Origin of the sequence: Erwinia billingiae Eb661 (assembly GCF_000196615.1) — a bacterium.
GTDB lineage: Bacteria > Pseudomonadota > Gammaproteobacteria > Enterobacterales > Enterobacteriaceae > Erwinia > Erwinia billingiae.
Map to the genome: position 1 here is coordinate 2364131 of NC_014306.1, position 23111 is coordinate 2387241.

Consider the following 23111-nt stretch of genomic DNA (forward strand, 5'->3'; position numbering starts at 1 on the left):
GAATGTGTTGAAAGTAGGGTCGTGTGTTGAGGTTTGCTGTAGTTTTGCACGCTATGTGTTACCGGGGCAGGCTGAATCTGCCCCGGTTTTTTCATGCCTTACTTGCCAATCTGCTTCAGGATTAATGCCAGCTCATCACGCTGTTCGCTGTTGATTTCACGCGCTGCCGAGTAGCCCGCGTTCTGCAAAATCATCTCGTTTAATCCCACCAGCCAGTCGTAAATATACCAGGCCGCGTAATTATTCGGTTTCAGATCCAGTTTGGTCAGGCGCTGGCCGGGGCCCAGGCTGGCGGTCTGCGTTTCCGGTTTGGCGAAAATCGGCTTTCCACGGTTGATCTTGCTCTGCGGACGCTCGGCTTCCGGCACATGCTGGAAACCTAACCAGGCGACAAAATCCCCCATCACGCTTAGCGCGCGGGAAACCTGACGATCGGCCATCATTTCAACCGGCGTGCCTGACGCGTCATGATCGGTCAGCTTTTTCACCAGCAGGGCTTCAATATCTAAACGGATGCTGGCGGTCACCAACTCTTCGGTCAGCATTTCCAGCGTCGGCTTGGTCACGCCCAGCAGCTCCAGCAGCGGCCCCTGATCCGGCAACTGACGCAGAATATTGATCCAGTGGCGATACACCTGCTGGGCAAATTCGGCTTCGGGCTCTTCGGCGGCGTGTTGCTCTTCCGCATTCAGCAGTCCGGCGACCGGCTCATCGCTCAGTAAATCGATGCTCATGCCGATGCCAAACGGGTCATCTTCACTTAACGCATACTCTTCCACCAGCGGACGCTCGCCGGGATTCTGACGCTGCAGGAACAGGTGACGCAGGGTTTCACGCGCAGGCAACAACCTTTCCAGCAGCTCGCCATGCACGCCGGTTCTGGCCTGCAAGGATTTCAGCAGGCTTCCGGCAATGCGCAGACGCGCCTGCGGCTCTTCCTTCTCGGAGGCCAGATACCAGCGGCCCAGCAGGTTTTCTGCCAGTTCACGACGGATTTCGGCGCTCTGTTCCTGCAATCTTTCCACTTTGGCTTCGCGACGGATCTCGGTCATCAGCCAGCCCGCCATGCGCTTAACGCCTTTTTCATCCATCGCCAGCATCGATCCCCAGACATCGCCCGGATTACCGACATAACGCTGAACGGCAGCATCAAAGTTCTGTCCACGGGTGATGCGCTGATCGAACGGCGTCAGTGCCCAAATCAGGCCGGGCTTGCGGCGGCTGCGCACCTGGGTATTTTCGCCCTGAGTCTGCTTCACCCAGTTATCCAGCACGCGGCCAACGGTGCGGGTCTCTGAACGGTGACCGACGGCGCTGCACACCATCAGCAGGTTAACATCCTGATGCTCTGCGGCACGGGTTAACAGGAAAGGGCGCTTGGCGGTCATAAAGGCCAGCGCCAGCTCATGGTGTTCATCATCGGGCAGCACCGCAGGCTGTTCGAAGCCCGGATAATCCAGCATATCAACCTGCTCAAACAGGCTCTCACGCGGGGCGCTGTACAGCGGCATCAGCACTTCACGGCCTAACAGCGCCAGCTCGGCCAGCGGCAGATTGACCGGCTGCAGATTGCGGCCGTTATGCTGAGGTACCACCTGAATCACGCGATCCGACGAGGCGTTGAAATAACGCAGGCCGTTGCTATTCAAAATACTCAGGGACGCATCGTCCAGCGCCGCCAGCGGAGCCAGCACGCGAGGCACGCAGGAGACATGATGCAGCACGTGCGCCAGCTGGCGATAAAGGGCGGTCAGCCCGCGATCTTCATTCCATAACAGCGAGAACAGGCGGGCACGATCGTCGACGCCGAGCATCGGGGCCAGTTCAATCGCCAGCGGCCAGAAGTGCGTTTCCAGCGCTTTACCGGAACACAGCTGCGAGGTGGCAAGGCGATCCCACAAGGCCACCACGTCCTGGCGGTTCATGCCATCGATGGCCTCTGGCTGACGGTACATCGACACCGTTTTCAACCGTTCAGAAATCTGCTGCTCGTCGAGCACCGCCGGTTGATCGCCGCAGCGGCGTGACCAGACGTCGGCCAGAATAGCGACCAGCTCTGCTTCACTCAACAGCGCCAGCTGCACCGGCCACTCGTTATCAACGCGAACCTGCTGACCGCTGTAGCGAACCACCATGGTGCCGGTCAGCTGTTGCGGATTCAGCACGCTGTAGTCGATCACTGAACTGCCCAGCGCAATCTCGGTTTTGCCTTTTTCACTGGCCGCCAGGGAGGTGATCAGATAGGACTTTCCCGCCTGCGACAGGCCAAAGAAGCCAATCGCGCACTCTTTACCGGCGGCTTCCAGCAGGTTAGTGGCTTTATTCAGCTGACGCTGCAGCCGCACGCTCAGGCGATCGGCTTCCATATTCAGGCGCGGCGAGGTTTCGCGGGCGCTTTCCAGCCAGCTGACCGAGCGCTCAATGCCCTTGGCCAGCGTTTCCAGTTTTTTGCCGAAGGTGCCGGACAGCTGTTTTGGCGTCAAAGGTTTCATTTCTTGTATACGCTCCCGCTGTCGATCCAGTAATGGGTTAATCCCGATCCGCTGCTGGCTAAGGTGTTCAGCTTCAGGCGTAAATGCTCCAGCGGAACCTGGGTGCCGTCATCGAGCGTGGCGTCCGCAATTTCAAAGCGTTCCGGGCCAAAGTCGCCGGATTCTTTAGCGACAGCAAGTTTAATTTTCAGCACCTTGTCGCCAGCCACGCTGCGCGCCAGCTGTGGATCGGCAATGTGCAGGGTGTAAAGCGGCGAGGCGGGCCAGCGGTCATTATCCAGCTGACGGAAGCCCAGCGTCAGGGCACCGCGTACCTGGAAACGCTGACGGGAATCGAGGCTGAACTTCTCGTCATCCAGATCGATATCGCCATACCAGACGTTATCGCTGCTCAGCGCGCCGTTGCTGTCCAGCATCCCCAGATAGCGGATGGTTGAATAGGGCTGGAAATCGCCGGCTTTGAACCAGAAGTTCGCCAGGCGTAAATCCAGCGACAGCAGGCAGAGCATTGCCCCGACGGCGGCGGTAGATTTAGGGTTCTCAATGCGGCCCTGTTTGTTAAACGGATACCAGTCGTTGGTGTGGTAACCGTCCAGCGACAGAATACGACTGACCGGCAGCGGCTGAAGGTGGCGGAACAGCGCCTGCACGCCAGGGAAGCGTGAAGGGCGACCGGTAAGCAGCAGCACATCGCAATCATACACCGCCACCACTTCCGCCATCGAACGCAGGCTGTGGGTGATGTTCATGCGCGGTGACAGGAACTCGGCGTGCAGCTTGCTCAACTTGACGATCAGCGGCACGCGCAGAATATCAAACTCATCGGCTTCACCCGGCAGCTCGCGCTGGATTTCCCGGTTGATGTAATCCAGCAGCTTGCTGGTCGGTGGCAGCGCCAGCAACTCTTCAAAGCGGGCATCCACTTCGGCATTCAGATCCAGCGGATCGAAGCGCTCGTAGGCTTCCAGAATCGCCTGGCCGACCGGAATAAACACCTGTAACGTGACCTGCTGACGCAGCGTGGAGTGCCCATCCAGACGACCTTCATGGCCGAACAGCCGGGTCATCACGCCTTCCGGGTTGACCATACCAGCCTGCTTGAACGCCGCCTGTAAGGCCGGCAGAACATACAGCTGGATCACGTCGAGTAAGATGTCGTCACCGGCCAGCTTAAAGCCTTCACGGAACAGCAGGCGCGGCATGATTTTGACGTTGTTGCCGACGCCATCATCAAGACGGTACTGGGTGATCGCCAGGTCCGTGGTGCCGCCGCCGATATCAATCGAGGCGATGCGCAGGGTTTTGCCAACCGGCTCATCCGCCGCGCGGGCGCGGTCCGGGCGTGCCATGCTGACAAAGAAGGCTTCCGCACGGCCCCCAAAGTTCACCTGGGTTTCATTGTAGAGATAGACCATCTGACCACAGGTGGCTTCATCCCATTCCATCTGCACTTCCGGCACCGGCACCAGGCTTTTGGCCTTATCTTTGGCGCTGGTAAAGTCGTCATCTGCCGGGTGCCAGCCCATCGCTTTCCACACCAGCGCGATGGCTTCGTGCATCCGGCGGCGGAAGATTTCCCGCTCGGGTTTCGGCATCGCCGACGGCAGCGTCAGGATGATGTTGCGTAACTGGCGCGGCGCGCTGCTGTGCAGCATTTTCTGGCGCTGGATGGCGCTGTTCATCTGCATCAGGGCCTGGGCCAGCAGTTCAGACAGCATAAAGCTCATCACCGAGCTGCGGCTGTACTGCGGCAGGAACACCGGCAGACGCTCATCAAACGGTTGGTTATACAGCGGCTGGCCTTCGTCATTGACCAGATTGGTCATCGGCGCGGCGGTGGCCAGCGGCTCCTGGGCGGAGTTGCCCGGCGTCCGGCTGAAGCGCCAGCCCGGCGTGTAGCTCTCTTCATCCCACAGGTAGCGACGCGGGCTGGAGATGCCGGTGGCGCCTTCGGTGCCGAGACGCTGCAGCGCCAGATGGCTGGCTTCGCGGCCCACGCGGGTGATCGATGGCCAGATAAAAGCGTCATCGCGCCCGCTTTCGACCGAGAAGTTCTGTTTGCCAAAGTTGGCCTGGGCAAACTCCACGCGGCTTTCAAACAGCTCGTTAAACAGCTGATGCGGTTCGCTCAGGTTGCGCAGATGCAGTTCATAGGTGTGCTTGAGGCCATGATGATCGTCAACATGCTCTTCCACCATAATGCCGCAGGTGTGCGAGTTGCCGACATCGAGGATCAAGTCCACCGGGATCGCCGGTTCCTGCAGGGTGGCGGCGCTGATTTTTAGCTCTGGCAGATTGAGCTGATCACCGAGCATATGCAGGACATTCAGGTAATGCGCCTGATATTCGAACTCGCGCAGGGCGGCACGAATATTGACCTGCGGGCGGTCTTCCACGCTGGCCGCCTGCTGGCTGAACACTTCGCGCAGCCAGCCGTCAATCCAGGTGTGGTCGAGGAATTCGCCCAGTTCGTTACTGCGATGTGCCAGCGCAAAGCTGACGCCATTTTTGACGTCGCTTTCGTTCAGCGCCAGCGACTCATCTTCACCTTCGGCCCAGACACGGGTTTCAAAGGCCAGGCAGACGCGGTACGAGTTGCCATTCTGATCCGGCTTTTCAAGGGCGATAATCTGCATGCGCGCCCAGTTATCCGGGCCACCTATAAAGGTGCGCGGCGGATTGAAGCGCAGGAAGGGCAGCGGCAGCCAGATGCCGTTCAGCAGCGCAAGGGATTGCGCCAGCGGGAAGCTGAACTCCGGCTTCACCACTTCAGGCGCGGTGCCGGCGTTCACCGGCAGCATATATTTGCCATTTTGCGTGTTGAAGTTCAGGCGCAGCAGCGGGCCGTTGGCGGTCTGGCGGACAAATTTGCCCGGCAGATCGGCGTCCAGCTCAGGCGTCAGCGCAAAGTCGAGGAACTGAATGCCACTGTTCTGAATCAGCGTCATATTCGGTTTAAAATCAGCGATCGTTGCCAGCATCATCATTTACTCTCGCGCTTCATCGTCATCGGTAACACCGTATTGGCATCGTACTGTCCGCTGCATTCGGCTGCGCCAGTCAGGCCTTGTTTACATACCAGGTCCGGCATCTGATAGCGCGAACCGTCACTGCATTTGGCTTTGGTGCGGCTGTTGATCACCAGGTTGCCGGATTTCATCAGGCCGGCATACACATCAACGCGGCACACGATGCCATCGCCCATGGTCATTTTTGCCACGCCTTTGCCAGCTTTCATCTGATAGCGCAGGCTCGGTGGCTTGCCGGTGATCGGGTTCTTACCGCCAACAATCACGCGCCACTGGCCATCAAGGAATTTGGTTGATCCCAGCTTCACCGCATTGGCCGGCAGCACCAGGTCATCTTTCTGCGCGGGTGGCAGGTCGGCGACCGGTTCAGCGGGTTGTTCTGCCGCGGGTGTCGCCGCAGCCGTCGCATCAACCGGGGCAACGGTTGAAGGCGCGACCGGCAGCGCAGGTTTCACGTCGGCAGGCGTTTGCGGTTTAGCGGCTTCAGGCGCGGCTGCTGGCTGAGGTGCAGCTGCGGACTGAGGTGCGGCAGCAGACTGAGGTGCTACGGCGGGCGTTGTGGCTGTCGCTTCAGGCTGTGGCTGGGCTTCTGGCTGCGCTTTCGTCGCTTCAGGCGCGGCCGGTTTCACTTCCGCCGGCGTGGCGGTTTTCGCCGTATCCGGTTGGGAAACACAGCCTTTAATCTGCACGCCAAAGGCAATCAGCAACGCGGCAGCCGGCACCATCCAGCCGTAGCGGATCAGCTTGTTTTTCGCGGCAGGCGATGTCACCGGCGGTTGCGCTTCTACGGCTGCAGGGGCTGCATCCACCGGGGCTTCCGGTAATAAAGGCGTCACGGCAACCGGCTCTGGCAGCACGTCAGGTGCGGCGGCAACCGGAGCAGGAACGATAACCGGGGCCACGGCGGTAACCGCGGGGATCGTCGCCGTCATTTTGGAGAGATTCAGTGGCGGCTCGTCCTCTTCCACGGCGCGCAGGCAATCCAGTGCATCCTGACGGGATTTTTTATCCAGGCTGACGAAGCCCCAGAAGGTCAGCACCGGCTTACCGCCCACCAGATAGACAAAGTTCTGGTCGGGGAACTGCAGCGCCTTGGCGAGCAGGGCACCGAACAGCTTCTGGCTGGTTTTTTCTGACTGCTGTGCTTTCTGGCACATATCCGCAACGGCCTGCTGGCAGGCGATCAGCTGATTGAGCGCATGGCTGCGGGAGCTTTCGCTCGCGGCGGCCCAGGAAGTGACCTTTCCGGAAATCGGTGAGTACCAGTCAAGGCGATCGCCGGCATCGTTAGGCTGAGGGATAGCCAGGCAATCAGCAATCTGAGGTTGTTTCCTGAGGCGCAGCGTTTCGCGCAGTTGCAGGGCTGACAAATAAACGGGCTGACCGTTCTCGCCAAGAGGCAGAACCGCATCCAGACTTCCGCTGCGTAAGAATGATTTTGCCACGCAAAAAGGACCTTCTAGTCAGAAGTGGAAAGTAAACTCTTCTCCAGTGTTGCCGATAGTGTAGTTGAATTTGACTTAAGGCTAAGGCGGAAATAAGAGGGTAAACAGGTGATTACTTTCGCAATGGGATGCGCGAAAGGCAGTGCCGAATAGGGTGAAAATTCACGGTGGCCATCCATGGCCGGGGGATATCCTGCCGTTTAACCGTTTACTCGCCGGCTAAACGGGCGTACAGCCTGTCCAGATCGTGCCATTCCTCAATGCGATGCTGGTCGATCAGCAGGAAGCGATTGCAGCTTGAGGCGATCAGCTCCCGGTCGTGACTGACGATCAGCGCGGCACCCTGATAGTTACCTAACGTAGCGGCGAGCTGCGCTTTGCCATCCAGATCCAGATGGTTGGTCGGCTCGTCGAGCAGCAGCAGGGAATAACGCGCCAGCGAGAGGCCGACAAAAAGCAGCCTCGATCGCTCGCCGCCGCTCAGCGTACTGACCGCTTGCTGATGCCGTATCCACGAAAATCCGGCGCTGATTAACGCCATTTTCCGCTGTTCGCTGGTCATCGGGGCAAAACGCGCCAGCGCATCGCTCAGGCTTTCACGCTCATCGAGCTGCATTAGCCGCTGATCGTAATAGCCCACCTCAACGCGGGGATGAAACACCAGCCCGTCACGCGGGTGCGAAAATCCCTGCCAGACGGTACGCAGCAGAGAGGATTTACCGCCGCCGTTGGCGCCGATAATCGCCACGCGATCGCCACTTTTGACCTTCAGACTGTTGACGGTAAACAGCCGCGGAGAGCCAACATCGGCGGAAATCACCGCATTCTGTAGCTCAATAAGCCGATCGGCAGGCAGTGCTTCGCCCTGAAGCGTCAGCCGCCATTTCGATCCTTCCGTCAGCAGCGTTTGCTCATCCCGGAGCTTGTCGATGCGCTTCTCCATCTGCTTAGCCTTGCGGGACAAATCCTCGTTATCGTAAACCTGTCCCCATACTGCCAGCCGTTTCGCGCTTTTCGTCACCCGATCGATTTCACGCTGCTCGGCTTGATTGCGTAACGCATCGGTTTCATCCCGCAGGGCCAGTTCCGCCAGCGCCTGGCTACAGGGCAAGTGAAAGCTGTGCAGCTGCTGGTCACGCATAATCCAGCTGCGCTGAGTGACGCGATCCAGCAGATAGCGGTCATGAGAAACCAGTACAAAACTGCCGTGCCAGCTTTTCAGAAACTGCTCCAGCCACAGTAGCGTCGGCAAATCCAGGTGGTTGCCCGGTTCATCAAGCAGCAATAAATCGGGCTGCAGCATTAACGCTCTCGCCAGCAGCAAACGCGTATGCTGTCCGCCGCTGAGGGTATCAACCTGTTGTTGCCAGACCGCTTCGTCAAAGCCTAAGCGGTCGAGCATTACCTCGGCCTGCCAGCGATCGCTTTGACGTTCGGCAGCGGGAAGTTGGGCAACAACCGCGTCAATCAACGTCGATTGGGTCAACGCGGCGGGAAGGTGCTGTTCGATATGCGCCATCAGACAATGACTGGCTTTAGTCACCGAACCGGAAACAGGCTCGATATCGGCGGAAAGCAGATGCAGAAGGGTGCTTTTGCCACAGCCGTTATGACCAATCAGGCCAATACGATCGCCGCTTGAAAGCGTCAGGGAAACCCGATCCAACAGCGGACCAAAGGCGTTATCAAAACAGAGTGATTGTGCAGAAAGTAATGTGCTCATTGCTTAATCCAGAGTTGCAGGCAAAAGCATGCCCGTCGTCATAAAAAGCAGACGACAACCCGGAAAGCCGGAGGGAAGGGAAAATCAGTAGGTAGCTTCGCTCAAGCTCAGGTCATCGCCGCAGGAAAGCGGATTAGCCTGAGCAGCCCAAATACCAAAAGTACGTGAAAATAAATTCATTTCACAATACTGCATGGGGGCCTCCTTACTATTGGTTAAGGGTTAATTTGTGCCAGAAGTATAGCCATGAAATCAACAGGGTTTCAAATCGCATTGAAAATAATCAGAAAAAACCGTTTTAAAGATGCCTCTCAATTACAGCTTAAATTTCCGCCAAATCTGCCGATAGTGTACTTGTGACGAATACCATAAATATGACAATAAGGTTACAACATGATTAGCACGATTAAATCCGGGGTTTTATCACGTGTTTTCTACAACAATACCCGTCATTCAAAAGCGACATTAAGTTCGCTGAACGACGCCATTGCGATGATCGAATTCACGCCCGAAGGCATTATTTTGAATGCCAATGCGCTGTTTTTAGAAAAGATGGATTACGAGTTGCATGAGGTGATCGGACAGCATCACCGGATGTTTTGCCCGCCATCGCTGGTCAGTTCGCCCGAATATGCCCACTTCTGGCAACGGCTGAAACAGGGCGAAAGCTTCAGCAATAAGTTTCTGCGCATTGCCAAAAACAGCCGTCCCTTATGGCTGGAGGCCAATTACGTGCCGGTGCAGGACCGCAGCGGTCGGGTGATCAAAATCGTTAAGCTGGCCTCGGACATCACCGACCACATTCTGGATGCGCAGGAACAGCGGGCGATGACCAATGCGATTAACCGCTCAATGGCGGTGATTGCCTTTAACCTGCGCGGCCAGGTGCTGCGCGCCAATGACAATTTCCTGAAAACCATGGGCTATCAGTCCCATGAAATTATCGGCAAAAATCACAGCCAGTTTTGTACGCCTGAGCTGGCGAACAGCCGGGAATATGCCGAGTTCTGGAAAAAACTGCGCCGTGGCGACTTTGTTTCCGGGCAGTTTGCGCGCATCAATAAGCAGGGCAAAACCATCTGGCTGCGCGCCACCTATAACCCGGTATTCGACGAAAACAATCAGCTGTATGAAGTGGTGAAGTTTGCCACCGACGTGTCACCACAGGTGATGAAAAACCAGCAGGAGCGCGAAGCCGCCGAGCATGCCTATCAGGCCGCGCTGGAAACCAGTGAAAATACCCGCGTTGGCGTGACGGTGATTGAAAACAGCGTGCGAAAAATGAATGAAATTGCCAGCGAGCTGCGCAAAGTCTCCAACGATATTAACGGGCTCAGCTCGCAGTCGGCGCAAATTGGGGTGATTGTCGAAACTATCCGCTCGATTGCCAGCCAGACGAACCTGCTGGCGCTGAATGCGGCGGTGGAAGCTGCACGCGCCGGCACCCATGGCCGCAGCTTTGCGGTGGTTGCCAACGAGGTGCGCAGCCTGGCGGCCAATATTCATACCGCCAGTCAGGAGATCTCCGGCGTGGTCGATCGCAATCACGAGTTAGCGGCGATGGCGCAGAAGAACATCACCGCAAACCTGGTGCGTGCCGATGAAGGCGTCCATCTGGTGCGCGAAGCGGGCAACGTGATCGTCGATATTCAGGCCAATTCCTCGCAGGTTGTCGAAGCGATCGGCCACGTTACCCACAAACTGACGGATTAAGTGGCGCCCGGCGTAATCTCTGGTTATCGACGCCTCGCGGTTCATTTTACCGCGAGGTTAATTTTCGCGCGGTCTGGTCGATAAAACCGCAATAGTTACAATCAGATACAATAGACTGGTCTCTTATGACGCGTTTCGGTCCATGGCAGCCTTGAGCGGTTTGCTAAACTCTCTCAGGTAATTTCAAAAACCGAGGTGAAGAGTGAAAATTAAAAGCTACGCAGCTATGCAAGCCGGACAGGCCCTTGAACTGTACGAATACGAAGCAGGTGCACTGAGTACAGAAGAAGTGGAAGTGGAGGTTGAATACTGCGGCGTCTGCCATTCTGACCTGTCGATGATTGATAATGAGTGGGGCATCTCCAGCTACCCGACCATTGCCGGCCATGAAGTGATTGGTCGCGTTTCGGCACTGGGCGAAGCGGCTGCGGGCAAAGGCCTGAAAGTCGGTCAGCGTGTCGGCATTGGCTGGACGGCGAAAAGCTGTCAGCACTGCGATTCCTGTATCAAGGGTGAGCAGGTTAACTGTGAAAATGGTTCAACGCCGACCATCCTGAATCACGGCGGTTTTGCTGAAAAACTGCGTGCAGACTGGCAGTGGGTGATCCCGCTTCCGGAAAGCCTGGACGTGGCCAGCGCCGGTCCGCTGCTGTGTGGCGGTATTACGGTGTTCAAACCGCTGCTGATGAGCAACATCAACGCCATGAGCCGCGTCGCGGTGATTGGGATTGGTGGTCTGGGCCACATCGCCATCAAAATCCTGCGTGCAATGGGCGCGGAAGTGGTGGCATTCAGCTCAACGCCAGGCAAAAAGCAGTCGATTCTGGATATGGGCGCAGATGAAGTGGTGAACAGCCGCGATCCTGAAGCCCTGAAAGCGCAGGCCGGACGTTTCGATCTGATCCTCAGCACCGTGGCTGTCGACCTCGACTGGAAACCGTACTTTGACGCGCTGGCGCCACAGGGTAAATTCCATACCGTGGGTGCAGTGATGAAGCCGTTCCAGGTCAGCGCGTTCGACCTGATTATGGGCGACAAAGCGGTAACGGGTTCTTCTACCGGTTCTCCGGGCCAGCTGCGCTCTCTGATGAAGCTGGCATCCCGTGCCAACATCGCCCCACAGGTCGAGTTCTTCCCAATGTCGAAAATCAACGACGCGCTGGATCATGTCCGCGCCGGTAAAGCGAATTTCCGTGTGGTTCTGAAAGCGGATTTCTGATTCGCGCATAAAAGTTCCTGACATTGTTAACCAGCGCACTGTGCGCTGGTTTTTTATTGTCTGAAGCCGGGCATTCACCCGCTATAATCAGTGTTATTGCACTCCCGCGCAGCATTCAGTATGTTGTCCGCCATTCTCACCCGGATCAGGACATACCATGACCACTCACTCTTCAAATGACCCAATGCATGGCGTAACCCTTGAAGCCGTCGTTCTCGCTTTAGTGGATCGCTTTGGTTGGGCCGAGTTGGCCAACCGCATCAACATCAACTGCTTCAAAAGCGACCCGAGCGTCAAATCCAGCCTGAAATTCCTGCGCCGCACGCCGTGGGCACGTAAGGAAGTGGAGGATTTGTACCTTGCCTCGCTGAACGACAAATCTGCCGCGACCACCCGCGCCACAGCAGTGCCGCAATCTGCGCCGGTGCCCGATCACAGCGCGACGCACGAGCCAGACATCCTCACCGAAGATCCCTGGGCGAACTGGAAAAAGAAAGACCAGTAAATCAGAGGCTTCTTAGCGCTTAAGGCATGTTCGGGCAAGTGAGCAGGCATTTATGGCTGATACTCTTTCATTCATCATGGCAACGACCTGACGGTCAGCGCTGGTTTATGACGAATAACGAAAGGATTACCCATGAAAGCTGCAATCTACACCTCACCTGGCAAACCTGAAGTCCTCCATATTGCGGACGTTGCCGATCCGGTTCCTGCGGATAATGAACTGTTGATTCGGGTTGAAGCGATCAGCATTGAGGGGGGTGATCTGGTAAATCGCCGCGAATTTCCTCAGGAAGACCATGCGGTGATCGGCTATTCCGCCGCCGGTGAAATCGTACAAATCGGTAAAGACGTCAGCGGATTTAGCCTGGGTCAAAAGGTCACGACCTTCTCGTGGAAAGGCTCCCACGCTGAGTTGCGCGCTGTTCCGGCGGGCAACTGTTTTGTGGTGCCGCATGGACTGGATTTGGGCGTGGCGGCGACTATCCCGGTCAGTGCCGGAACGGCGGCATGGGTTCTGGAACTGGGCGCGCTCAAGGCCGGTCAGACCGTGCTGGTGTTAGGTGCCAGCGGTGGCGTGGGCGTGGCGGCAGTGCAACTGGCAGCGAAGAAGGGCGCGCGCGTGATTGGCACCGGCACCCGTGCGGAAAGCCTGGAAAAACTGCGCGAATATGGCCTGTCTGACGCCATCGTCACCGCCGATAAAACCGCCCATGAGCAGGTTCGCGCACTGCTGGACGGCAAGGGCGTCGATCTGATTATCGATAACGTCGGCGGCGATGTATTAAATGATGCGCTTCAGGCATTGAACGAAGGCGGACGGGCGGTATTGGTTGGTGTATTCGGTGGCCGCAAAACGCAAATCGATGCCGGACAATTGCTGATGCGCCGTCAAACGGTGATTGGCTGCCTGCTTGGCCCAATTATGGGTGAGCCGGAACCGCGTAAACTGATTGAGGAACTGCTCAACCAGGCGCTTAGCGGCGAACTGAACGTGCCGATTGACGCCACCTTCGCCTTCGCCGATGTGGCCGAAGCCCATCGCCGTGCAGAAGAGCGCGGCCGCATTGGCCGCGTGGTGATGACCCTTTAGTCAGCCAGATCCTCTTTGGTCAGATAATGTCTCTGCATGCCTCGCTCGGGGAAATCCGGCAGAGACATTTTCAGCGCATAGCCGAGTTTCTGGTAAAACGGCAGCGCCTGGAAGCTCATCGTATCGACCTGAACATGCAGGCAGCCCAGCGTCAGGGCTTCCTGCTCTGCCGCTTGCATCAGTTCACTGCCTAATCCAGAGCCTCTGCTGCTTTCGCTAACCCACAGATAATCAATGCACAGCCAGGGACCTCTTTTGGTGGCAATAAGCCCGCCGGTCATCTTGCCTTCACTGTCGTGGCGGTAAATCCCCACCTCATGCCACTGGCTGTTACTGAAAAATTGGCGGTTATATGCACGAAGCCCATCCAGCAATTCTTCACGATCTTTATCGGTAATTTTATGGCTGACGGTCAGTTTCATTGCGGTCCCTTTTTGCTCTGATTTTAAGGCGTTATAACACAATAACCCCTCTCCAGATCAATGATCCGCGCCTTACCATGGCACCACCTTTCCCTGATAATCCAGATAGTGCAGCCCGCGGCGGCCTTCATATTCCGCCATGGTATTGACCAGTGACGGAATGCTTTCACCGATGGTTAACCGCGCGCCGGCACCGCCCATATCGGTACGTACCCAGCCTGGCGCCATCAACAGCAGCGTTTTGCTGTCATCACTGTGGCGCGCGGCAAAACTGCGCATAAACATATTCAACGCCGCCTTGCTGCCGCGATAGAGTTCGTAATTGCCGTTGGTGTTATTGGTCAGGCTGCCCTGGCCGGAAGACATCACCGCCAGGGTTCCGTTTTGCTCCACCAAATCCTGAAACGCTTCGATAAAGCGCATCGGGCTGAGGGCATTGGTGATCATCACGCGAATAAACTCCTCGGTGGACACATCGGCGATGGTTTCTCCGTCCTTGTTTTTCACCCCCGCATTAACAAACAGCATCTCAAAGCGATGTTCACTGAGGCGTGAGTGCAGATCCTGAACCTCGTCCGGCACGGTGATGTCGACGGTTTCCACTTCAAGCGCATGCGGGAACTGCTCTGCGAGCATCTCCAGTTTTTCGGTGGAAGCGCTGCGGCCGGTGGCAACCACCTTGCAGCCGCGCTGCAGATACTCTTCGACCAGCGCGAATCCCAGCCCGCGAGAAGCGCCGACGATCAGCACGGTTTTGGCATGTGATAAAGGCATTATGCTGTTCCTCTGAATAAGGCTTCCGGTCAGGGAAGCGAAGACGTTTGCGTCACTGAGAGAAATATAGACCCGTGACAGACCGGGCGGAAGACGCAGCATTTGCAGTAATAACCTGCATCAAACGCCTTCCCACCGTTTCTGTTGCATGCCAGGATAGGGCATGACTGATCCCGATCTGAACTTACTGATTGCGTTAGATGTGCTGCTGGCTGAAATCAGTGTGGCTGGCGCTGCGCGTCGGCTTGGCTTAAGTGCTTCGGCGATGAGCCGCACCCTGAGCCGGCTGCGTGCGGTAACCGGCGATCCGTTACTGGTGCGTGCCGGACGAAAAATGGTGCTGACACCCTATGCCGACGGCCTGCGCGAACGCACCCATCACGCGGTTTCCGATGCCCGATCGCTGCTGCGACCTTCCACCAACACCTTGCAGTTAGCCACCCTGGAGCGAACCTTTACGCTGCGTACCAATGACGGTTTTGTGGAAACGTTCGGTGCGGCATTGATTGCAGCCGCCGCTGCCGTTGCGCCCGGCGTGTGTCTGCGGTTTGCGCCCAAGCCGGAAAAAAGTGCCGAACCGCTCAGGGAAGGGCTGATTGATATTGAGATCGGCGTACTGGGTGAGATGGGGCCGGAAGTGCGGTTGCAGGCGCTGTTCCGCGATCGTTTTGTTGGCGTGGTCAGAAAAGGGCATCCGCTGGCGGCAGAAACCCCTGTCAGCAAAGCGCGTTATGTCTCTTTCAGCCATGTGATCGCGTCACGCCGTGGGAAGCTACGGGGTCCGGTAGATGACGTGCTGGCCGAGTCCGGCCTGCAGCGGAAAATTGCGGCAGTGGTGCCGGGCTTTTCTGCCGCGCTGGCGGTAGCTGAAGCGTCCGATCTGGTGGCGCTGGTGCCCGCTTCCTGCCTGAACAACACCATGCTGTCGGGGCGACTGGTTGCCTTTGCGCTGCCGGTGAAAACGGCAGAGATCACCGTTTCACAAATGTGGCATCCCAGGCTGGATGCGGATGCCGCACATCGCTGGCTGCGCCAACTGCTGCTGAGCGTCTGTCGGCCGCAAAATACGCTATCGTCCTGAGCTGTGGCATACTGCGTATAATAAACCGTACGGTTCAGTAATTAATAATGCGGTTCCGATCGTCATCGCATCAAGGCTCAACCCGTTTTTAAGGAATAATTATGAGAACACTGACAGAGGAAAAACGTCAGGCAATCATTGTCGCGGCTTCCCAACTTTTCCAGGATGTGGGCTACGAACGCGCCTCAATGAATGAAGTAGCAAAACGAGCCGGCGGTTCCAAAGCCACGCTGTATAACTATTTCGCTTCGAAAGAAGCGCTTTTTGAAACGGTGGTCCGCCATCACAGCACCCGCTTTCTGACTGAAGCCGCGTTGCAACTGGTGGCAGAAGAAAACGTTGGCCAGAACCTGGAACAACGGCTTATTCAGTTTGGGGAAGGGATGTTGAAGGTGCTGGGCGGTGACAATCAGGCGATGCAAATTTACCGCGTGGTGGTCGGTGAAGCGGGGCATTCTGATATCGGCAACCTTTTCCTCGATGCCGGCATTCGCGAAAGTATGGGCACGCTTGGCCAAGTGATGTCTGAAGCCATGCGGAAAGGTGAGCTGAGTGAAGCCGATCCGATGCTGCGAGCCCAGCAATTCACGTCGTTAATGAAAGCCGAGATAGACGGTTTCATGCTGCAGCGGGAAATTCCCCAATTCACCTCAGGGCAGATCGCACTGATGGTAACCAGGGGCGTGAACGTCTTCCTGTACGGCACCCTGGCTGGGCAGGCGGGTCGCCAGTCATAAGTTTCCCTGTGCCGGACAGGATGCTGTTTGCGTCGACAAGGTGATTGCGGTCGCTGCAATCTGTTCACTGAGCCGGTTGAGCAGGGTTTGCCACGCCGGGAACAGCGCTGAAACGTCACCCCTTACCGCTTGTGATAAATCGCTGTGACACAGGGCCTGACGGTTTTCAGGTTTCAGCGTCAGTATCCAGTCAGCCTGCAGGTGGATTTTGTTTCCTGGCCAGCTGTCAAAACGGCGCACTTTTACCTTCACGGTGACCACGGGCCTGTTCGGCTGATTCGCCAACCCGGCAATATCCTGCGTTGCCAGTCGCTCCGCCAGTTGAGCGGACAGGGCGGTGGTAAACTCATCAGCCAGCGGGCTTAACCAGCGCTCGTTTTCAAGTATCGCCGCGCCGCTGCTGTTCTCTCTGATCACCACCTGCTGCATATCGAGCTGTGCCGGCACGATAACCGGCAAAACACTGATATCAAAATGGCTCCGATAAGCGGCGGAAGGCGTGCTGCTCATTAAGGTGTGATAGTGACTATCAGGCGACGTACATGCCGCCAGCAGCAGGCATATTCCGGGCAGTAAATATCTCACTCGACCCTCCATTACTGTTTCCCTTCTGACTTCGCCTGGCGATCGGCCGCGCGGCCCTGAATCAACGATTCGGGATGGCGGCTCAGCTGGTCGCTGACATTTCTGATCGCTTTAAACGCCCGTGCCGATTCCTGCAGGGTCTGCACTAACCCCATTAACAGCGGTGAATCTTCGGAAGTTATGTTCTGAACGTTGTCACTGCTTTTCTGTACCGACAGCAGCAGCGAATTGGCGCCAGGTAAGGTTTGTGTATTGACGATGCGCAGGGTTTTGCTCAGTTCGAACAGCGTGCTGTCCAACCGGTTGCCGATCGATTCCAGCGGCATTTTATTGACCTTACCGACGATATCGGCGAGCTGTTGCTGAATTTCATCCAGTCCGCCGCCGATCGTTGGCAGCATTAACGGCCGGGCATGGCGATCAAACGGGACCTTTGCCGCCTTGGGGAAAAAATCCAGTGTCAGGGTCAGCTGTCCGGTTAACAGGCTGCTGGCAACGGCTTGCGCCCGTAACCCGTGATCGACCAGATCCTCGGTGAAAACAGCGGCCGCCATTGCCGGATCGCCTGAAGATTTAGGCAGTTTATTGAGCACGTTGCCCATTCTGGCCGGATAGACCTCAATATCGACCAGCGTGGGGAAACGATAGCCGTGGGGATCGTAGTCCAGCGAGACGGCAGAGACCCGGCCGATCCTGACGCTGGCGAACACCACCGGCGCGCCCACCTCCAATCCACGCACCGAGTGTTCAAATCTAAGGCGAAAAGTCATCTCCTGACCATCTGCGGGCGCCATCGCTTTATCCTGATCGGCGGCCAGCGGGAAAATGGCGGCAGGATTAGCGGGTGCTGATGGCTGACTGTCCGGCGTGTAAAAGGCGATGCCGCCGGCCATAATGGCGGCCACCGTTTGTGTCTTTAACTGGAAACCGTTACTGCCAACGGAAAGATCCAGCCCGCTGACGTTCCAGAACCGACTATTGGCGGTGACCAGGCGATCGTAAGGGGCGTCAATAAAGACTCGCAGCTGAACGCCTTTCCCGTCCTCCTGAAGATGGTAGGAGGCAATGCGGCCAACCTGCACCCGGCGAAAGTAGACCGGCGAACCCACATCCAGCGAGCCCAGATCGTCTGTGTTAAGCAGAAATTGACTGCCGGGCGTATCGTTGATCACCGAAGGCGGCTGTTCAAGCCCGGTAAATTCGCTGGCATGTTGCGCGGCTTTGCCTTTATCCACGCCGATATAGGCACCGGAAAACAAGGTATCAATTCCGCTCACGCCATTGATAGCCACGCGCGGCCGGACGACCCAAAAACGGCTGTCTGCGGCGGTTAAATTCTCTGCATTTTTATTCAGTCTGACCTGCACCAGCACCTTTGCATCGTCAGAACTTAGCGAAACCGCCTCCACCACACCGACGTTGACCTCTTTGAACTTCACCACGGTTTTTCCCGCCTCCAGTCCTGAAGCATTGGTGAAGACAACGGTGATCAGCGGCCCTGCGGCCAGATGAGACTGTATGAGCAGGGTTATCCCGATCACCAAAGCCACCATGGGCACCAGCCAAATCAGATAGGGTTGGCTGCGCAGATAGAGTGGCTCGTCAGTTGGCTGTGCGTTCATGGCGTGACTTCCCAGATACTTTGTGAACGAAAACGCTGTGCCGACAGCATCGTCAGGATCACCACCAGCGCGAAATAGATAATCCCAGGCCGGGGTTCGGCTTCACTCAAGCCCGGAAATTGCACCAGACCGGTGATAATCACCACCACGAAGACATCAAGCATCGACCAACACCCGACCCATTCGGTGAAGCGATACAACCGGTCTCTTTCGCGTCGCGCCCACTGGCTTTTGCGCTGGCTGGTCAGCAGCAGCAGGGCCAACGCGATAAATTTAATAAAAGGAATAACCATACTGGCCAGGAAGATCAGCAGCGCAATGCCCGGAGATCCGCTGCGCCAGAACTCAATGATCCCCTCGAAGATGGTTTTCTCGCTGCCGGTGCCGAAAAAAGAGGTAAACATCACCGGCAGCACATTCGCGGGCAGGTAAAAAATCATCGCGGCTATCAACAGCGCCCACGCCTGACCGTTGCCTCCATGCTGGTCAGGTACCGACGGTGCTGCCCAGAAGGGACGAAGATCCCGTGCAGATAGCCGGAAGAAAAGCAGCGCAGACGCCGCAAGTGCCCATGCGCCGGCACCGGGTTTGACCTGAAGCAATGTGGATAGCTTGATGCCCACCACCAGAAACCCCACGGCAACCACCAGCGGCATGCTCCAGGGGGCGATGGTTCTGAGCAGGGAGGTAATTGCAGCAAAACCCGGGGCTTTTCGCTGAAATTGACCAAATAGTGACAGCCAGACGATCAGCAAAATCTGCGTCATCGGCGCGACGACGATCAAAAAAGTCGACAGCACCGACAGCAGCAGCGAGTGTGCCTCGCCCGGACCCAGCCAGGCGGCTTGCCATAACGTCATCTCTTTTGAGCTGCCCTGAAAATTCAGGCTGATCACGGGCAACAGGCAGGCAAACAGCCAGCCCAGCGCGGCCGCGACAGCAAGGGGTAACAGCGATGGCGCCTGGCCTGCTTTTCGCCACAGCGGTGCACGACAGCGACAACAGAGTGCCGCCTGACTTCCAATCGGAGGAGACAGGCGATGCAGGTAGTTGCACTGTGGGCACACCACCAATTCTGATTCTGGGTTCATGGGCCGACCCTGGCGGATCACTTCAGCGTATTCGCTAATTCATCGGCCCCTTTGTCGATGCCGACTTTGGCCGCGCTAAGCGAGCCAATCGTTGCGGAGATGTTCATGGCATTCGGAAACTGACGGGCAACCCAGGCAGTCAGTAATGTATTGCTCTGCGCATCGTAAACTTCGACCGCATAGTCGACATAACCACTGAACATGCCCCGGCCACCGCGAACAGACTGCACAATATTGTACGGGCCGCCTGCAAGATCGAATTTGGTGAAGGTACCCACGACCTGGGTGGTGGTATCCGCTCCGGTCAATGTCAGTTTTATCCGCAACGTTTTCGGCGCAACCACGGTGGTTTCCTGATAGTGCGCGCGAAGACTGGCGGTGAATTTCTCCTTCATATAGGCCGCCAGCTGTTGGCGATCGGCTGGCGACATATCGCCAAACTGGCTGTCAGCACCCTGATAAATCGTCACTGGTTCAACAATCATGGTGCTGTACTGATTCCAGTCCACCTGCGTGCTGTACTTAAACGGGATGCGATCCGCTTCATCGCCCGTATTGGGTGTCAGCCGCGAGGCGGAATCTATCCCGGCATAGCGGGCGGGTGGCGTGCCGGCACAACCGGTCAGGAAAACAGCTACGGTGAGTAAGGCAACAGTCGACAGTCTGATCATTTTTTAGGCCCTGGATAAAGGAAAGAGAAAGGTCAGTGGATAAACTCAGTCTATAACTGAACTGTACGGTTTAGTTATGCATGGGTTGTGAGGAAGTGTCAAGAGGATGTTGCGTGGTGTTAACGTGAGGGAGGCGGTTAACGCCAGCCACAGAGGATGTGGCTGGCGGAGCGATCAGGGTTGACGGACCAGCGCCCGAGTCTTATCCAGCAGGAAAGGGCGCAGATAACCGACGGTGTTGGAAAGCAGGATGACATCCTCTGATACCGTGATATTCAGCACATCGCGCAGATAGCGTTTGCGGGTTTCCATCCGCTGCCAGACATCCGGATAGTGGGTTTGCAGTGCTTCTCTTAGCGCCGCATCAGCCAGCGCAACGGTATCTTCAATGCTGCAACCGCCATAGCCAGGCAGTGACGGAATAATGTCGATCTGAAAAATCATTCCGCTCTCAAGCGCGATCGTCGAATCCGGGTAGACCGGCGAGCAGAGCCACTCTTCATCCGCCACCAGATGGCCCGGATTTAAATGCCAGTGCCATTTCGCCTTCGGCATGGCTTCTTCAACAACCTGATAAAGCTCGCCGCCCGTCAGGCCTGGGCGAAGGGCTTCCAGCCAGCGGGTTACCGCACGATAGTAGGGGATGGCTAACGCCGGCAGATAATCCGCCACTGCCGCAGGCAGTTCATTTTCAGCCGCCACCACATAGGCGGAACGACTGGTCAGCCCGCCCTTAAAGCCGACGGTCATCGAGAACTTATCACCGGCCTGAATCGCTTTATCCGTGGGGTATAAGCCCGCATTGGCAAAGCGGTCGCCGGTGGCGGCGATGGTAATGACGCTATTCGGCTGACCATCCGCAGCTAATAGCTGGCCAATCTGCTTCTCGGTTTTACCGGGTTCAATCTGCTCAAGCGCGGCCAGCACGTTGGTTGAAGCCAGATTAGCGCCATACTCATAAAAGGCGATTTCGCTGGCGGTATTTAGCCGACGCACGCCAACGTCAGGGGAAATAAACAGCGAGGTGGCGTTAACCACATTTTTCCGCTCGCCTGCGGCGTCGATAATGGCTTCAACAATAAACGACGGCACGTCGAAGGTATAACGGGTGTCGCGCAGCCGGTTGGTAAATAACTTCCAGCCGACCACGCCGATCTGGCTTCCGCTGGTGAGGCCTGCCTGCAGCAGTACATCCACTAACGGCGCGTCGTTATCCATCGGTTGATTAGGCAGGGAAAAGGCCGGTGCGTGCAGGCATTTGCCGCCGTTGCGTGCAAAGGGAACCAGTTTCAGATTCTCATTACCCATCACGTAAGTCAGTTCCCCCTGCGCCGTGAGGATCAGCAAGGCTTCTTCAAAGCGCGGAATAAATCCGGCGAGGTATTCAAAATTCCCGCCATGCTCTTTGTCGGCATAAATTGCAATGGCATCAAGCCGATGCTGCTGCATGGCCAGGAGAATATTCTGCAGCCGCTGACGCATCGCCTCATCGCCGATCGCCGGCGATTTTGCATCAGGGAAGGTCTTTGGTGGCGGGACAGACGTAAGCTCAAAACGGACAGGGGACTGATTCATCGTCAACCTCAATTATGCTGTAGCTCTTTCATTCCATGCATCAGTGTACTGGATATTGCCATCTACAATGCGCCAGGTAATTTTTTCATACTGCATACTGACGCTTTCTGAGTGGTTCATTTTATCGTTTCCCGTAAGTTTTACATTGGGCACTGAGCAGTGAACGCTGGTGATTTTTACATTTTCCAGAAGCACCATATAGTAGCAAACCTCTTGCCCCGCATCATTGATGTTATAGAAGCGGATTTCAGCACTTTTTAATGACTGTCCGGTAGCTGCTGCCTTGTATAGATAGGGAGTTGAGCTATCGACATCCTTTTCAATACGCATTGATGAGTGCTGTCGCGTGCCTGTAATTTTTCCTGCTGCAGTGTCTACCGGTAGGTTTATGCCGTGACTTAATCCAATTATTTCAATGCTTCCTTCACGATCACGAACATCGACAGAGCCTTTAATTACTGCGCCGCCATCATCGGTTAGCCACATATAAGGTGGAATTGGCATTTAACTTCTCCTTATTTTTCGTAGTAACTTCATTGTTAAAATATAAATTACAGTAGTTATGGAAAATACAGAGATGACAGAGATATAAAAATACAGATCGTAAAAATTATCAGCTCCTATCTCTACATCACCATAGATAAGTCTAGCAATCCTAGTCGCTAAATCATGATCAAACCAAAATTCAGGACTGCCGAGCGCTCTTCCGGTGATTAATGACACCCCGAAATAAAAGATTGCTTTGATTGTTCTACGGACAAAAGTTCTTATTGCCACCGGCAATCACCTCTATCAATCCCCGAGCCATAAGAGATTTCATGCAGGGAACCTGTACTGGTGCAGTTTGAAGTAATGCATCACGAATCAAGGCATAATCAGAGTTATGAACTAATGTAATGCATCCTTCAGAGGAACGGCCGGGGTGAAGTCTGAATAATCCACGTTTAACTCCATTTATCCAGGTATGATCGTCAATCGTCAAGTCATCCCTGAACAATGCAAACCATTCATCACGACCAAATTCAGCGCCATTATAAATGCTGTTATAAATATCTTGAGACTTGGCTTTAAGCCACGAGCCTAACCCACCGCCACCACGCTCAACTATCCAGTATTTTCCTGGTGGAACAGGCCCTTCGTTGGGAATTGCTCCGCAGGCGGCATTGTTCATGTAAGCGCCTTTGCCAGAAAAGGCCATAAAAACGCCCACACCATAAAGGTTAAAGGGTACGTAATCCGCGCCGTTCAGAATCAGAGTTCCATTCAGTGCCATCGCTTCTTCTACACTCCATGTAATAACATTGTGTGATGATAACTTTGTTTATTATTTGGGGCCAG

The 23111-nt window shown here is 56.0% G+C and carries 19 protein-coding genes; 6 read left to right on the forward strand and 13 right to left on the reverse strand.

The features are described from left to right. Positions 1-98: 98 nt before the first annotated feature. The 4 genes from EBC_RS12295 to EBC_RS12310 form a co-directional block, all read right to left on the reverse strand. The gene (locus EBC_RS12295) at positions 99-2492 is read right to left on the reverse strand and encodes a virulence factor SrfC family protein (protein ID WP_013202117.1); all 2394 of its coding nucleotides are present in this window, start codon (positions 2490-2492) and stop codon (positions 99-101) included. After that, complete coding sequence (locus tag EBC_RS12300) at positions 2489-5473, reverse strand: virulence factor SrfB (protein WP_013202118.1); 2985 nt, start codon at positions 5471-5473, stop codon at positions 2489-2491. Before EBC_RS12300 ends, EBC_RS12295 begins: the two co-directional genes overlap by 4 nt. A 2-nt stretch (positions 5474-5475) precedes the next feature. Next, a complete protein-coding gene (locus EBC_RS12305; RefSeq protein WP_013202119.1) occupies positions 5476-6966 on the reverse strand; it encodes an SrfA family protein in 1491 nt (496 codons plus the stop codon). Positions 6967-7174: 208 nt separating this feature from the next. Beyond that, the gene (locus EBC_RS12310; protein WP_013202120.1) at positions 7175-8689 is read right to left on the reverse strand and encodes an ABC-F family ATP-binding cassette domain-containing protein; all 1515 of its coding nucleotides are present in this window, start codon (positions 8687-8689) and stop codon (positions 7175-7177) included. 393 nt (positions 8690-9082) lie between these two features. Between EBC_RS12310 and EBC_RS12315 the strand changes: the two genes are divergently transcribed. The 4 genes from EBC_RS12315 to EBC_RS12330 all read left to right on the forward strand — a co-directional run bounded on the left by EBC_RS12315 (position 9083) and on the right by EBC_RS12330 (position 13215). Beyond that, complete coding sequence (locus tag EBC_RS12315) at positions 9083-10402, forward strand: methyl-accepting chemotaxis protein (RefSeq protein ID WP_013202121.1); 1320 nt, start codon at positions 9083-9085, stop codon at positions 10400-10402. Between the two features lie 202 nt (positions 10403-10604). Next, a complete protein-coding gene (gene ahr, locus EBC_RS12320; RefSeq protein WP_013202122.1) occupies positions 10605-11621 on the forward strand; it encodes an NADPH-dependent aldehyde reductase Ahr in 1017 nt (338 codons plus the stop codon). A gap of 157 nt (positions 11622-11778) precedes the next feature. Continuing rightward, positions 11779-12126: a VF530 family protein gene (locus EBC_RS26325; RefSeq protein ID WP_013202123.1), complete on the forward strand. Its 348-nt coding sequence runs from the start codon at positions 11779-11781 to the stop codon at positions 12124-12126. 132 nt (positions 12127-12258) lie between these two features. Beyond that, positions 12259-13215, forward strand: a complete 957-nt coding sequence (locus tag EBC_RS12330; RefSeq protein ID WP_013202124.1) for a quinone oxidoreductase family protein — start codon at positions 12259-12261, stop codon at positions 13213-13215. Here EBC_RS12330 and EBC_RS12335 read toward each other — a convergent pair. Both EBC_RS12335 and EBC_RS12340 read right to left on the reverse strand, forming a co-directional pair. After that, the gene (locus EBC_RS12335; RefSeq protein ID WP_013202125.1) at positions 13212-13637 is read right to left on the reverse strand and encodes a GNAT family N-acetyltransferase; all 426 of its coding nucleotides are present in this window, start codon (positions 13635-13637) and stop codon (positions 13212-13214) included. The genes EBC_RS12330 and EBC_RS12335 overlap by 4 nt on opposite strands. A 72-nt stretch (positions 13638-13709) precedes the next feature. Beyond that, the gene (locus tag EBC_RS12340; RefSeq protein WP_013202126.1) at positions 13710-14411 is read right to left on the reverse strand and encodes an SDR family NAD(P)-dependent oxidoreductase; all 702 of its coding nucleotides are present in this window, start codon (positions 14409-14411) and stop codon (positions 13710-13712) included. Positions 14412-14574: 163 nt separating this feature from the next. Here EBC_RS12340 and EBC_RS12345 point away from each other — a divergent pair, with 163 nt between their 5' ends. Next, complete coding sequence (locus EBC_RS12345; protein ID WP_013202127.1) at positions 14575-15492, forward strand: LysR family transcriptional regulator; 918 nt, start codon at positions 14575-14577, stop codon at positions 15490-15492. A gap of 101 nt (positions 15493-15593) precedes the next feature. Then, on the forward strand, positions 15594-16229 hold the full coding sequence (locus EBC_RS12350; protein WP_013202128.1) for a TetR/AcrR family transcriptional regulator: 636 nt from the start codon (positions 15594-15596) through the stop codon (positions 16227-16229). On the opposite strand, the gene EBC_RS12355 is transcribed toward EBC_RS12350, so the two are convergent. The 7 genes from EBC_RS12355 to EBC_RS12385 form a co-directional block, all read right to left on the reverse strand. Further along, positions 16224-16814 (reverse strand): PqiC family protein, encoded by a 591-nt coding sequence (locus EBC_RS12355; RefSeq protein ID WP_013202129.1) that lies wholly within the window; start codon positions 16812-16814, stop codon positions 16224-16226. The genes EBC_RS12350 and EBC_RS12355 overlap by 6 nt on opposite strands. Positions 16815-16825: 11 nt before the next feature. Beyond that, positions 16826-18436, reverse strand: coding sequence for a PqiB family protein (locus EBC_RS12360; protein ID WP_013202130.1), 1611 nt, complete (start codon positions 18434-18436; stop codon positions 16826-16828). After that, a complete protein-coding gene (locus EBC_RS24695; protein ID WP_013202131.1) occupies positions 18433-19527 on the reverse strand; it encodes a paraquat-inducible protein A in 1095 nt (364 codons plus the stop codon). Before EBC_RS24695 ends, EBC_RS12360 begins: the two co-directional genes overlap by 4 nt. 17 nt (positions 19528-19544) lie before the next feature. After that, positions 19545-20198: a DUF3313 domain-containing protein gene (locus EBC_RS12370; protein ID WP_013202132.1), complete on the reverse strand. Its 654-nt coding sequence runs from the start codon at positions 20196-20198 to the stop codon at positions 19545-19547. A gap of 174 nt (positions 20199-20372) precedes the next feature. Beyond that, the gene (locus EBC_RS12375; RefSeq protein WP_013202133.1) at positions 20373-21773 is read right to left on the reverse strand and encodes a M24 family metallopeptidase; all 1401 of its coding nucleotides are present in this window, start codon (positions 21771-21773) and stop codon (positions 20373-20375) included. 12 nt (positions 21774-21785) lie between these two features. Next, on the reverse strand, positions 21786-22277 hold the full coding sequence (locus tag EBC_RS12380) for an Hcp family type VI secretion system effector (protein WP_013202134.1): 492 nt from the start codon (positions 22275-22277) through the stop codon (positions 21786-21788). A 247-nt stretch (positions 22278-22524) separates the two neighbouring features. Beyond that, a complete protein-coding gene (locus EBC_RS12385) occupies positions 22525-23046 on the reverse strand; it encodes a DUF2778 domain-containing protein (RefSeq protein WP_013202135.1) in 522 nt (173 codons plus the stop codon). Between the last annotated feature and the right edge of the window lie 65 nt (positions 23047-23111).